Raw genomic sequence first — 12,901 nt, forward strand, 5'->3', positions numbered from 1 at the left:
ACCCGGCCGGCCCACCCGTCCCCGGGGGAGCGCACCGTGCGCAGACCGTCCGTCCCGCTCCTGATCGCCGCCCTCATCGCCGCCGCCGTCGCCGCCCTGGCGGCCCCGGGCACGCCCGCGCGCGCCGCCGACAACGGCGACTGGGCCGTCTTCCCGGTCTCCTCCGGCGCGGACCGGCGCCCGTACTTCTACCTCTCCGCGAGCCCCGGCACCACCCTCGCCGACCAGGTCACCGTCACCAACAAGACGGCCGCGCCGATGACCTTCCGGCTGTACGGGGCCGACGCGTACAACACCGAACGCGACGGCGGGTTCGCGGTGCGCACCCAGCGCGAGCCGCAGCACGGCGTCGGCGCCTGGACCAGGACCGGCCGGCCGGCCGTCACCGTCCCGGCGCACGCCTCGGTCACCGTGCCCTTCACGCTCACCGTCCCCGCCGACGCCGAGCCCGGCGACCACCCCGGGGCACTGGTCGCCCTGGACGAGAAGGTCGCGGCCGGGCGCGGGGAGCTGGCCATGGGGGTGCGCCAGGCCGTCGGGGCGCGCGTCTATCTGCGCGTCACCGGGCCCACCGTGCCCGCGCTCGCCGTCGAGGACGTCACGCTTGCCCAGCACCGGCCGCTGGTGCCCGGCACCGGCACGAGCCGCACCACGATCGCGTACACCCTGCACAACCGGGGCAACGTCACCCTCGACCCGAAGGTGGAGCTGAGGGCGACGGGCCTGTTCGGACGTACGCTGCTCAGCCGCGCGCTCACCAAGGTCCCGGCCGAGCTGCTGCCCGGCCAGAAGGTCCGCCTCAGCGAGCCGTGGGCCGGGTCGCCGCAGCTGGACCGGGGTGACGTACGGCTCACGGCGAGCGCCAAGGGCGTCACGGGATCGGGCGGCGCGTCCTTCCTCGCACTGCCCTGGCCGGCCCTCGCGGCGCTGGTCGCGGCCGTGGCGGCGGGCGTCCTGGGGTGGAGGTTGCGGCGGGCGCGGGGGCGGCGCGGCTGAGCCGTGGGGGCGCGCGTGCAGCGGGGGCGTGCCGATCGGGGAGAATGGGCGGCATGAGCGCTCGTACTGTTGAGAACAACGCCCCCCACCGGGCCGGCTTCGCCTGCTTCGTCGGCCGTCCCAACGCCGGCAAGTCCACCCTCACGAACGCTCTGGTCGGACAGAAGGTGGCGATCACCTCCAGCCGTCCGCAGACGACGCGGCACACCGTGCGCGGCATCGTGCACCGCCCCGACGGACAGCTGATCCTGGTCGACACTCCGGGCCTGCACAAGCCGCGCACGCTCCTGGGCGAGCGGCTGAACGACGTGGTCCGCACGACCTGGGCCGAGGTCGACGTGATCGGCTTCTGCCTGCCGGCGGACCAGAAGCTGGGGCCGGGCGACAAGTTCATCGCCAAGGAGCTCGCCGGGATCAAGAAGACCCCGAAGATCGCGATCGTCACGAAGACCGACCTCGTCGACTCCAAGGCGCTCGCCGAGCAGCTGCTCGCCGTGCAGCGGCTCGGGGAGGAGCTGGGCTTCGAGTGGGCGCAGATCGTGCCGGTCTCGGCCGTCGGCGACCAGCAGGTCCAGCTGGTGGCGGACCTCCTGGTCCCGCTCCTGCCCGAGGGCCCCGCGCTCTACCCCGAGGGCGACCTCACGGACGAGCCCGAGCAGGTCATGGTGGCCGAGCTGATCCGCGAGGCGGCGCTGGAGGGGGTACGGGACGAGCTTCCGCACTCCATCGCGGTGGTGGTGGAGGAGATGCTGCCGCGCGAGGACCGGCCCGCCGACCGGCCGCTGCTCGACATCCACGCGAACGTGTACATCGAGCGGCCGAGCCAGAAGGGGATCATCATCGGGCCCAAGGGGAAGCGGCTCAAGGAGGTCGGGATGAAGTCGCGCAAGCACATCGAGGCGCTGTTGGGGACGCCGGTGTTCCTGGACCTTCATGTGAAGGTGGCGAAGGATTGGCAGCGGGACCCGAAGCAGCTGCGCAAACTGGGGTTCTGACCCCCTCCCCGCCCCTTCCCCAAACCCTCCGGGGGCGGGGGCTGGGCGGACGAACGCTCCTCCCCAGGGGCTACGCCCCCGACCCCCGAGCGGGGCCTGCGGCCCCCGCACCCCTTCTTTTCCTTCGTCTGCGGACCGCCCGTGGCTGGGCGCGCAGTTCCCCGCGCCCCAAAAAACAGGCACCTCCGGCCGCGCCGTGACGTACGGGGGGCGCTTCAGGGGCGCGGGGAACTGCGCGATCAGCTCCCACCGGCGCGCGGGTGAAAGAGGCGCCGTAGTGGGGGGAAGGGCCGCAGGCCCGCCCGGGGCGGGCTCCCAGTCCGGGGTGGGGTGGAGGGGGCCTCAGCCCTCCGCGATCAGTGCCGTCCCCACTCGTACGAACCCCAACCTCCCGTACATCCGCGCCACATCCTCGTCCCCCGCCGACAGGAACACCGTCGACGCGCCCCCCGCCCGCGCATCCCGCACCAGTCGTGCCGTGACCGCCTCGCCCAGGCCACGGCGGCGTGCGGCCGGTAGCGTTCCGACGCCGACGATCTCCGTCACCGGGCCCAGCGGCTGGTGCATGCCCGAGCAGAGCGGGAGGCCGTTCTCGAAGGCCGCCGCCACCGCCGTGAGACCGGCCCGGATCCGCTCCGCGACCTGCGCCGCGCGCCCGTCCCCCGCCCGCGCCGCGATCTCGGCCGTCAGCTCGGCCGGCCCGGCCGCCCCCACCGCCGTACCGGGCGCCGCGAACGCCAGGTGCGGCACCACCAGGGCCGCGTGCAGCAGCGGGTCCTCCGCGCCGACCATCCGTACCAGGGGATGGGCGGGCGCGTCCGGCGCGTCGGGGGAGAGCACCATCAGCGGATGGGCGTGGACCGTGAGGCCCGACGCCTCCACGGCCGCCCGCAGCCCGGGCGCCACCTCGTGCACCCACTCGAAGGCCTCGGGTATCCCGAGCCCCCGCTGGCGCGCCCGTACCCGGTCGACGTCCGCCGCCGACACCGGCCCGGTGTGGCCGGGCGTGGGCCGGGCGTAGAACGGCCAGCCCACCCCGTCCCGTACGAACAGGGTCAGCGGACCGAAGTCCTCCGCACGGGCCGACGTACGCGGCACCGCGTCGTAGTAGCCCTCCAGGAGGTGGAGGCCGAAGGGGGCCGGGAGCCCCGGGGACCGGGAGGAGCCCGGGGAGGGGGAGTCCGGCCCGTCCGGTGTGCTGGTCTTCATGCGCGCATCAAAGCAAGCCCGCCGCCCGCTACGCACCCTCTTTCAGGACCCGCGACACCAGCGTCCGCTGGGCCTCGGACAGCCGGGGGTCCGCGCAGTGCACCGTGCGGCCGTCGACCGTGATCTCGTAGTGGAAGCCGTCGGGCACGCCCGGGGACGGCTCCGTCCGGGCGTCGGCGAGGGCCGCCTCGGCCAGGGCCTGCCACTCGGCCGCGTCGGGCCGGCCCGAGGTGTCGACCTCCGCCCGGCGCTCGATGCCGGCGAATCCTCCTGTGCGGGTCACCTGGATGCGCATGCTCCCTGTCTAGCAGCGCACCGGCCCCGGCGCACCGCCCCCGGGCCGGCCAGGAGCCGCCGGGGACGGCCGGGAGCCGCCGGGGGCCGTCACGGGCGGCCCCGGCACCTTTTCGTCGCCCTCTGCCGCCTCGCGTCCCACCTGGGCGTACACCGTCGCCGGAACGGGACTTTGGTCCCTGGTCCCCTCGGCCACGTCCCGCATACTGAAACGGGACCGGCGCTTTCGGCGCCTCTCGGCTAGGCTGCGGCACATCATGCGTTTCGGGCTGCTTCTCCTTAGCTGCCGCGGCGAGGGGCTGTAGTCGTAGGCCGACCCCCTCCCCGCGGGATCTGGTGCTGCTTCGACCAGTCGGCCTCCCCCAAGCTCCCAGCGAGCAGGGGGACCCCCAGCCCGAAGGCCCCGAGGAGCCCTACGCGATGTCCGAGAACCCTGTGTCTGTCGGTCGCCCGACGCCCGTCACCAACGCGACCCACACCCAGAAGCCGTCCGGGATGCCGATCCACAAGTACGGCTCGTACGAGGCCGTGCCCATCCCCGACCGCACCTGGCCCGAGAAGCGGATCACCAAGGCGCCCCGCTGGCTCTCCACCGACCTGCGCGACGGCAACCAGGCGCTGATCGACCCCATGAGCCCGGCCCGCAAGCGCGAGATGTTCGACCTGCTGGTGCGCATGGGCTACAAGGAGATCGAGGTCGGATTCCCGTCGTCGGGGCAGACCGACTTCGACTTCGTACGCTCGATCATCGAAGAGGGCGCGATCCCCGAGGACGTGACGATCTCCGTCCTGACCCAGGCCCGCGAGGACCTGATCGAGCGGACCGTGGAGTCCCTGCGCGGCGCCCACCGCGCCACCGTGCACCTGTACAACGCCACCGCCCCCACCTTCCGCCGGGTCGTCTTCCGCGGCTCCAAGGACGACATCAAGCAGATCGCGGTGGACGGCACCCGGCTGGTGATGGAGTACGCGGAGAAGATCCTGGGCCCGGAGACGACCTTCGGGTACCAGTACAGCCCGGAGATCTTCACCGACACCGAGCTGGACTTCGCCCTGGAGGTCTGCGAGGCGGTCTGCGACGTGTGGCAGCCCGAGGAGGGCCGCGAGATCATCCTCAACCTGCCCGCCACGGTGGAGCGTTCGACGCCCTCCACGCACGCGGACCGGTTCGAGTGGATGAGCCGCCATCTGACCCGCCGCGAGTTCGTCTGCCTGTCCGTGCACCCGCACAACGACCGCGGTACGGCCGTGGCCGCCGCCGAGCTGGCGATCATGGCCGGGGCCGACCGCATCGAGGGCTGTCTCTTCGGGCAGGGCGAGCGGACCGGCAACGTCGACCTGGTCACCCTGGGCATGAACCTGTTCAGCCAGGGCGTCGACCCGCAGATCGACTTCTCGCAGATCGACGAGATCCGCCGCACCAGCGAGTACTGCAACCAGATGGAGGTCCACCCGCGCCACCCCTACGCGGGCGACCTGGTCTACACCGCCTTCTCCGGCTCCCACCAGGACGCCATCAAGAAGGGCTTCGACGCGATGGAGGCGGACGCCGCCGCCCGGGGCGTCACCGTGGACGACATCGAGTGGGCCGTCCCGTACCTGCCGATCGACCCGAAGGACGTCGGCCGCTCCTACGAGGCCGTCATCCGGGTCAACTCCCAGTCCGGCAAGGGCGGTATCGCGTACGTCCTGAAGAACGACCACAAGCTGGACCTGCCGCGCCGGATGCAGATCGAGTTCTCCCGGATCATCCAGGCGAAGACCGACGCCGAGGGCGGCGAGGTCACGCCCGGCCAGATCTGGTCGGTCTTCCAGGACGAGTACCTGCCGAATCCGGCCAACCAGTGGGGCCGTATCCAGCTGCGTTCCGGCCAGACCACGACCGACAAGGACGGCCGGGACACCCTGACCGTCGAGGCGGTCGTGGACGGCGTGGACACGGTCCTGACCGGCACCGGCAACGGTCCGATCTCGGCCTTCTTCGAGGCGCTGGCCGCCGTCGGCGTGGACGCGCGGCTGCTGGACTACCAGGAGCACACGATGAGCGAGGGCGCGTCCGCGCAGGCCGCCTCGTACATCGAGTGCGCCATCGACGGGCAGGTCCTGTGGGGGATCGGCATCGACGCCAACACCACGCGCGCCTCGCTGAAGGCGGTCATCTCGGCCGTCAACCGCTCGGCCCGCCGGTAATTCCCGGCGCCCCCGGGCGCCGATCGGCGCCCCACCGGCCCCCGGCGGCCGGTGGGGCGCCGTCTTTGCGCCACTCCTCGCCCCAGGGTGCTGACGCCGCCTCGCCGATGTGGCTAACATCACGTCAACGCGGCAATGTTGCCGGTCCGTTACGGAGGTGTGCGGTGGTGCTAGGCCGGGGACACAACGCGACGAACCCTCGCGCCGCGGGCATCCTCGAACGCGTGTGGACGGTGCGGACCGCCTGGACCACCGTGGGCGACGGGGAGTTCTTCTGCCCGGAGTGCGGGGGCGACCGCAACTTCCGCCGCCGCACCGGCCGTCGGCGCCTGGCCGTCCTCGGCGTCCCGCTGCTGCCGCGCGGCGCCGCAGGGCCCGTGGTGGAGTGCGCGGCCTGCGAGACCCACTTCGGGACGGACGCCCTCGACCACCCGACCACCACCCGCTTCTCGGCGATGCTGCGCGACGCCGTGCACACCGTCGCCCTCGCCGTCCTCGCCGCGGGCGGCACCTCCTCCCGTACGGTCACCTCGACCGCCGTCGCCACGGTCCGCGCCGCCGGGTACGACGACTGCACCGAGGAGCAGCTGATCACCCTGATCGAGGCGCTGGCCGCCGACACGGGGCGCTTCCTCACCGACACCGAGGCCGACCCGTGCGGCGCGGCCCTCGCCATCGAGCTGCACGAGTCGCTGGAGCCGCTGGCCCCGCACCTGGCCCCGGCCGGCCGCGAGTCGATCCTGCTCCAGGGCGCCCGGATCGCGCTCGCCGACGGCCCCTACCGCCCGGCCGAGCGCGAGGTCCTCACCACGGTGGGCGGCGCGCTCCAGCTGTGCGCGGACGACGTGGCCCGCCTCCTGGCGGCGGCCCGCACCCCGTCCTGACCGAGCCCGCCGCGCGCGGTGAAACAATGGCCCCATGAGTCTGTTCCGGGACGACGGCATCGTGCTGCGGACCCAGAAGCTCGGTGAGGCCGACCGGATCATCACGCTTCTGACCCGCGGGCACGGGCGGGTGCGCGCCGTCGCCCGCGGAGTGCGCCGCACCAAGTCCAAGTTCGGCGCGCGCCTGGAGCCGTTCTCCCATGTGGACGTGCAGTTCTTCGCGCGCGGCAGCGAGCTGGTCGGGCGCGGCCTGCCGCTGTGCACCCAGAGTGAGACGATCGCCCCGTACGGTGGCGCGATCGTCACGGACTACGCCCGGTACACCGCCGGCACCGCGATGCTGGAGACGGCGGAACGGTTCACCGACCACGAGGGCGAGCCCGCCGTGCAGCAGTACCTGCTGCTGGTGGGCGCGCTGCGCACCCTCGCGCGCGGCGAGCACGCCCCCAACCTGGTCCTCGACGCCTTCCTGCTGCGCTCGCTCGCGGTCAACGGCTACGCGCCGAGCTTCGAGGACTGCGCGCGGTGCGGCATCCACGGCCCCAACCGGTTCTTCTCCGTCGCGAGCGGCGGTGTGGTCTGCGCGGACTGCCGGGTGCCGGGCAGCGTCGTACCCTCTGCGGAGGCGGTCGGACTGCTGAGCGCGCTGCTCACGGGGGACTGGGCGACGGCGGACGCGAGCGAGCCCCGGCACGTGCGCGAGGGCAGCGGCCTCGTGTCGGCCTATCTGCACTGGCATCTGGAGCGCGGACTGCGCTCCCTGCGGTACGTAGAGAAGAACTGAGGGAGACGAAGGCCACATGGCACGACGCGGAATCCTGGGCGGCCGCTCACGGCGCGAGTACACGACCCCCGAGCCGCACCCCTCGGGTGCGCGCCCGCCGAAGATCCCCGGCGAGCTGGTCCCCAAGCACGTGGCGGTCGTCATGGACGGCAACGGGCGCTGGGCGAAGGAGCGCGGGCTGCCGCGCACCGAGGGCCACAAGGTCGGCGCGGAGCGCGTCCTCGACGTGCTCCAGGGCGCGATCGAGATGGGGGTCGGCTCGATCTCGCTGTACGCCTTCTCCACCGAGAACTGGAAGCGCTCGCCCGACGAGGTGCGCTTCCTGATGAACTTCAACCGCGACTTCATCCGCAAGACCCGCGACCAGCTGGACGAGCTGGGCATCCGGGTGCGCTGGGTGGGCCGGATGCCCAAGCTGTGGCGCTCGGTGGCCAAGGAGCTCCAGGTCGCCCAGGAGCAGACCAAGGACAACGACCGGCTCACGCTGTACTTCTGCATGAACTACGGCGGCCGGGCGGAGATCGCCGACGCGGCGAAGGCGCTCGCCGAGGACGTGAAGGCGGGGCGGCTCGACCCGTCGAAGGTCAGCGAGAAGACCTTCGCCAAGTACCTCTACTACCCCGACATGCCGGACGTGGACCTGTTCCTGCGGCCCAGCGGCGAGCAGCGCACCTCCAACTACCTTCTCTGGCAGAGCGCCTACGCCGAGATGGTCTTCCAGGACGTGCTGTGGCCGGACTTCGACCGCCGGGACCTGTGGCGCGCCTGCCTGGAGTACGCGCAGCGCGACCGCCGCTTCGGCGGGGCGCTGCCCAACCTCGACATCCCGCGCCAGGACGGTGCCACCGCGTCCGAGTGACCCGCGCCGGGGCGCGGCCGGCCGGGTCGCTCAGACCGCGGCCGCCGCGCACTCGGGGGCGTCCGCCGACTCCAGCTCGGCGGTGAGCCGCGCGCCGCGGTCCTCGGAGAAGTCCAGGGCCGCGAGCACCGACGGCACCGCGATGCTCGCCATCACATGGCGTTGCAGGACCGCGTGGCGGTGCGCGAGGTCCTGGTAGTCGCTGAGCGTCTGGGACATCATCTGGAGCCCGGCGAAGGCCCCCACGTACAGCTCGGCCGTGTCGGAGATGACCACGTTGGGCATCAGCTCGCCGCGCTGCTGTGCCTGGCTCAGCACCTCCTGGTTCGCCTCGCTCCAGTGCCGGAACGGGCCGGTGCGGTCGAGCCCCGTCGCCTGCTGGTCCAGGGTCAGACGGATGCTGGCCCGGACCAGGTGGTCGGTGCGCAGGCGGTGGGCGAGCACCGAACCGGCGTCGATCAGCTCCTGGAGCTTGACGGGCTGCGGCGGCAGCGAGGGGCCGGAGCCCTGCTCGTTGAGGACCCCGTGCGCGAGCGCTTCCTTCGACTGGAAGTGGAAGTAGAGCGCGCCCTTGGTGACCCCGGCCGTCTTCAGGATGTCCGTGATCGTGGCGGCCTGGAACCCCTGCTGCTCGAAGATGATGGCCGCGGCCTCCAGGATCGCCCTCCTGGTGCGGATCGCACGGTCCTGCTTCGCCACGCTGCCTCCTCGTGTTGCGCCGCGATGTCGACGCTGTGAACCTTCGGGACCGGTGCCCCGCACTTGAAAAAAACCGTCTAGTTTGTATCTTAACCGTTGGACCGCATGACTACGTTTCTTCGTACATGCCTCGGGGGGAGCCATGTCGAAAACAGCAGCAGTATTGACCAGCGCCATACCCATAACCGGGGCCGGGCCCACCACCATGACGCAATCGCACCCGGTTTCACCGGAATTGGTTCACAGGGCGAGGCCGGCCGACGCCTTTCCGCACGGCTGGCGCAGACGGGACGGAGACACCTTCTCGGTCACCGCGCACTGGCCGCACGACCACGTCTTCTTCGAGCCCGTCGCACGGGATCTGCACGACCCGATGCTCGTCGTTGAGACGATGCGGCAGTCCGCGATGCTGATCGTGCACGCCGGCTACGGGGTGCCGCTCGACTGGCACTTCATGCTCACCGACCTCGAATATACCGCCAACGACGGCCAGTTGGACGTCGGCGGTCAGCCGGCGCTCATCGACGTGGAGCTGGAGTTCACCCGTCTCGAATGGCGCGGCGGCAAGCTCTCGAGGCTCAAGGTCCACTGGGTGCTGCGCCGCCTGGGACGCCTGGTGGCCACCGGTTCCGGGCAGGCCCGGGTGCTGAGCCCCGGCGTCTACCGGCGCCTGCGCGGCGACCGCACGGCCCCCGGCACCACCGGGTACCTTCCGCTGCCCGTCCCCGCCGACCTCGCGGGCCGCACCCGCGCCGCCGACGTGGTGCTGTCGCCGTGCCCGCAGGAGCGCGTCTGGCGGTTGCGCGTGGACACCACGCACCCCACGCTGTTCCAGCGCCCCAACGACCACGTGCCCGGCATGCTCCTCCTGGAGGCGGCCCGCCAGGCGGCGAGCGCGGCCCTGGGGCCCGCGCCGTACGTCCCGATCGCCGGTGACATAGCGTTCCACCGGTACGCGGAGTTCGACAGCACCTGCTGGATACAGGTCACCGACGCGGCGCCCCGGCGCCCCGGTATGACCAGCGTGCAGGTCACCGGCCACCAGGACGACAGCCTGGTCTTCCTCGCCACGCTCTCGGCGCCGCGCGTCGACTGACGGGCGCGACGGGGACAGGGCGCGGGACGGGCCGAGGGACCGGCCGCAGGCGGAGAAGGGGACGACGAACGGTGATTCTGGTGACCGGCGCGACCGGGACCGTGGGGGGCGAGGTCGCCCGACTGCTCGCCCCCGCCCATCCGCTGCGCATCCTGGCCCGGCGGCCCGAGCGGGTGACGGCCACCGGTCCGGCCGTCGAGGTGGTCCGCGGTGAGTACGCCGACCGCGCCGGCCTCGACCGCGCCCTGACGGGCGTCCGGGCGGCCTTCCTGGTCACCGGCAGCATCGGCGACCCCGACGACCTGCGGTTCGCCGAGGCCGCCCGCGCGGCCGGGGTGCGCCATCTGGTCAAGCTCTCCGCGCTCGCCGTCACCGACCCGGCCGCCGACGACCTCATCACCCGCCGCCAGCGCGAGAACGAGACGGCCGTACGGGAGTCCGGGCTCGCCTGGACACTGCTGCGGCCCCGCGCCTTCATGACCAACACCCTGTCCTGGGCGCGCTCGGTGCGCGAGGAAGGTGTGGTGCGGGCGCTGTACGGGGACGCGCCCAACGCGACCGTGGACCCGCGCGACATCGCGGAGGTGGCGGCGCGGGTGCTCACCGAGCCGGGCGTCCACGAGGGCCGCGCCTACGCGCTCTGCGGCCCGGCGGCCGTCACCGCCGCCGAGCAGACCGCGCTCCTCGCCGAGGCCCTGGGCCGGCCGCTCCGTTTCGAGGAGCTCGGCGTCGAACAGGCCCGCGCCGCGCTCCTGGCGCGCTATCCGCGTCCGGTGGCCGAGGCGCTGCTGCACAGCGCCGAGCGCCAGCGGGCCGGGGCGAAGGCCGGTGTCTCCGGGGACGTCCAGGAGCTGACGGGCCGCCCGGCGCGCTCGTACGCCGGGTGGGCCCGCGACCACGCGGCCGCCTTCGCCTGACCCGGCCGCGCCGCCTCCCGTACGGGAAGGGGCCCGCCGCGGCCGGGCGGCCGGGCCCCTCCTCCCGTGCCCTCAGCGGTTGTTGAGCAGCAGCGGCACTTCCCGGTGGCCGTTGGAGATGAACGACGGAAGCTGGGCGAGCCGGTCGGCCGGGGTCGCCAGCGCCACGTCCGGGAAGCGCTCGAAGAGGGCCGACAGCGCCATCGTCGCCTCCATCCGGGCCAGCGGCGCCCCCAGGCAGTAGTGGACGCCGTGCCCGAAGGCCAGGTGCTCGCGGCGCAGCGGACGCGACGGGTCGAAGCGGTCGGCGCTCTCGCCGTGCACCTCGGGGTCGCGGCCGGGCCCGGCGAGCGCGATCAGGATCGGCTCGCCCCGGGGGATCACCACACCGCCGATCTCGATGTCCTCCACGGCGTACCGCAGCGGCACATGGCCGGCCGGCGGTTCCCAGCGCAGGGTCTCCTCGATCACGTCCTCCCAGGAGACTTCGCCGCGCCGGACGCGGGCCAGCTCCTCGGGGTGGGTGAGCAGGGCGCACACGGCCTGGTCGATCAGGTTGACCACGGTCTCGAACCCGGCCGAGATCATCAGCAGCAGCGTGTCCACCAGCTCGACCTCGGTGAGGCCGCTGCCGTCCTCGTCGTCGTGGGTGGCGATCAGACCGCTGGTCATGTCGTCGCCGGGGTTGGCGCGCTTGAAGGCGATGAACTCGTTGAGCGCCACGTACAGTTCGCGGCCGGTCGCCTCGGCCTCCTCGGGGGTCACCTCGGTGAGGAAGGTGATGTCGATGAGGCGGCAGAGCCGGTCGCGGGAGCTCTCCGGGACCCCGAAGAGCTCACAGATCACCTGGACGGGCAGCGGGCTCGCGAACGCCCGGCGCAGGTCGACCGGCCGGCCCTGCGGGGTGTCGGCCAGCTTGTCGAGGAGGTCGGAGACGATCCGCTCGATCGTCGGGCGCAGGGCCGCCGTCTGGCGCGCGGTGAACGCCCTCGACGTCAGCTTGCGCAGCCGGCTGTGCTCCTCCCCGTACGCGGTGATCATGCTGCGGACGGATATCCACAGGGCCAGCGGCCAGGTGCGCGGGATGTCACCGTTGATCCAGGCGGGCCAGTGGCGTTCGGCGTCCTTGGAGACGCGGGGGTCGGTCATCAGGCTCTTGGCGGCCTCGGCGCTGGTGACCGACCAGGCGGGCACGCCGCCCGGCAGCTCGACCCGGGTGACCGGGCCGTGCGCGCGGATACGGGCGATCTCGCCGTGGAGGTCGGTCCCGGAGGCGTCGAGGGCGAAGGGGCATTGCTGCTGGGGCATGGAGGTGCTCCGTAAGGACGGGATGGGGGTGTGGATCGGTGCCGTGTACGTGTGTGCCGACTACTGTCGGCGCAGGGGAAGAGGGGCGTCGACAGGGATGCCGTTCCCCGGCGCGCTCTCGACGGTGGGACAGCCGTGGGCGCCACCGGCGCCGAGGGCCCGGGCCGGGTCGCGCGGGGCGCCGGGCAGGGGGGTGTCGGGCAGCGGGGCGGAAGCCGTGGGGCGGTGTGCGGCGCCCTTGATACGGGGGCCGTCGGCGGCCCGGGTGGCGGGCGACACCGTACGGGCGGGCGCGACTGCGATGGCCCCTGTGGCCGCGGGGGTGGCTTGGGGGGTGGCTTCGGCGCCGGCGGTGTGCGCGGTGGCGCGTGCGTGGTGCGTCGCGCGTGCCGGCCGCGACGGCGCGACGGTATCCAGCCGTGCGCTCACTATGCGTCCTCCCCCCCCACTTGCTCGGACGAGAGGACATTAACGAACCGGACCCCCGGTTTGCCATGGGGGGTCCGGTGGAGGGTCCTGGCCTGGTCGGCCGATGTCGGATGAGGCGTCAGGTGAGGTGTCAGATGAGGTCAGTTGGTGACGGTCCAGGTGTCGTTGCCGGTGAGGAGGGTGGTGAGGTCGCCTTTGCCGTGTTGTTCGATGGCTTGGTCGAGTTGGTTGGTCATTTGGG

The 12,901-nt window shown here is 72.8% G+C and carries 13 protein-coding genes; 8 read left to right on the top strand and 5 right to left on the bottom strand.

Features of this window, described 5'->3' with window-relative positions; all coding sequences use genetic code 11:
* Positions 1-36 precede the first annotated feature (36 nt).
* Together ABZ404_RS33800 and era are read left to right on the top strand one after the other, a co-directional pair.
* The gene (locus ABZ404_RS33800; protein WP_358836692.1) at positions 37-996 is read left to right on the top strand and encodes a DUF916 domain-containing protein; all 960 of its coding nucleotides are present in this window, start codon (positions 37-39) and stop codon (positions 994-996) included.
* A 53-nt stretch (positions 997-1,049) separates the two neighbouring features.
* Positions 1,050-1,991, top strand: a complete 942-nt coding sequence (era, locus tag ABZ404_RS33805) for a GTPase Era (RefSeq protein WP_358836693.1) — start codon at positions 1,050-1,052, stop codon at positions 1,989-1,991.
* 342 nt (positions 1,992-2,333) lie between these two features.
* Here era and ABZ404_RS33810 read toward each other — a convergent pair whose 3' ends face one another.
* Complete coding sequence (locus tag ABZ404_RS33810) at positions 2,334-3,200, bottom strand: GNAT family N-acetyltransferase (RefSeq protein ID WP_358836694.1); 867 nt, start codon at positions 3,198-3,200, stop codon at positions 2,334-2,336.
* A 28-nt stretch (positions 3,201-3,228) separates the two neighbouring features.
* Complete coding sequence (locus tag ABZ404_RS33815) at positions 3,229-3,495, bottom strand: protealysin inhibitor emfourin (RefSeq protein WP_358836695.1); 267 nt, start codon at positions 3,493-3,495, stop codon at positions 3,229-3,231.
* A 419-nt stretch (positions 3,496-3,914) separates the two neighbouring features.
* Here ABZ404_RS33815 and leuA point away from each other — a divergent pair, with 419 nt between their 5' ends.
* The 4 genes from leuA to ABZ404_RS33835 all read left to right on the top strand — a co-directional run bounded on the left by leuA (position 3,915) and on the right by ABZ404_RS33835 (position 8,211).
* Positions 3,915-5,684 carry a 2-isopropylmalate synthase gene (gene leuA / locus ABZ404_RS33820; RefSeq protein WP_358836696.1) on the top strand — a complete coding sequence of 590 codons (1,770 nt, stop codon included), beginning with the start codon at positions 3,915-3,917 and terminating at the stop codon, positions 5,682-5,684.
* Positions 5,685-5,908: 224 nt separating this feature from the next.
* Complete coding sequence (locus ABZ404_RS33825) at positions 5,909-6,568, top strand: TerB family tellurite resistance protein (protein WP_358836966.1); 660 nt, start codon at positions 5,909-5,911, stop codon at positions 6,566-6,568.
* 34 nt (positions 6,569-6,602) lie between these two features.
* Positions 6,603-7,352, top strand: a complete 750-nt coding sequence (gene recO / locus ABZ404_RS33830) for a DNA repair protein RecO (RefSeq protein ID WP_358836967.1) — start codon at positions 6,603-6,605, stop codon at positions 7,350-7,352.
* A gap of 16 nt (positions 7,353-7,368) precedes the next feature.
* Positions 7,369-8,211, top strand: a complete 843-nt coding sequence (locus ABZ404_RS33835) for an isoprenyl transferase (protein WP_358836968.1) — start codon at positions 7,369-7,371, stop codon at positions 8,209-8,211.
* 30 nt (positions 8,212-8,241) lie between these two features.
* Here the strand turns inward: ABZ404_RS33835 and ABZ404_RS33840 are convergent, their stop codons facing one another.
* Positions 8,242-8,910, bottom strand: a complete 669-nt coding sequence (locus ABZ404_RS33840; protein ID WP_358836969.1) for a ScbR family autoregulator-binding transcription factor — start codon at positions 8,908-8,910, stop codon at positions 8,242-8,244.
* Between the two features lie 235 nt (positions 8,911-9,145).
* Between ABZ404_RS33840 and ABZ404_RS33845 the strand changes: the two genes are divergently transcribed.
* Both ABZ404_RS33845 and ABZ404_RS33850 read left to right on the top strand, forming a co-directional pair.
* A complete protein-coding gene (locus ABZ404_RS33845) occupies positions 9,146-10,006 on the top strand; it encodes a ScbA/BarX family gamma-butyrolactone biosynthesis protein (RefSeq protein ID WP_358836970.1) in 861 nt (286 codons plus the stop codon).
* Between the two features lie 71 nt (positions 10,007-10,077).
* Positions 10,078-10,923: an NAD(P)H-binding protein gene (locus ABZ404_RS33850; protein ID WP_358836971.1), complete on the top strand. Its 846-nt coding sequence runs from the start codon at positions 10,078-10,080 to the stop codon at positions 10,921-10,923.
* Positions 10,924-10,995: 72 nt separating this feature from the next.
* On the opposite strand, the gene ABZ404_RS33855 is transcribed toward ABZ404_RS33850, so the two are convergent.
* The gene (locus ABZ404_RS33855) at positions 10,996-12,231 is read right to left on the bottom strand and encodes a cytochrome P450 (RefSeq protein ID WP_358836972.1); all 1,236 of its coding nucleotides are present in this window, start codon (positions 12,229-12,231) and stop codon (positions 10,996-10,998) included.
* 60 nt (positions 12,232-12,291) lie between these two features.
* The gene (locus tag ABZ404_RS33860; protein ID WP_358836973.1) at positions 12,292-12,660 is read right to left on the bottom strand and encodes a hypothetical protein; all 369 of its coding nucleotides are present in this window, start codon (positions 12,658-12,660) and stop codon (positions 12,292-12,294) included.
* Positions 12,661-12,901: the final 241 nt, after the last annotated feature.

This window comes from Streptomyces sp. NPDC005878 (assembly GCF_040629815.1).
Taxonomy (GTDB): Bacteria; Actinomycetota; Actinomycetes; order Streptomycetales; family Streptomycetaceae; genus Streptomyces.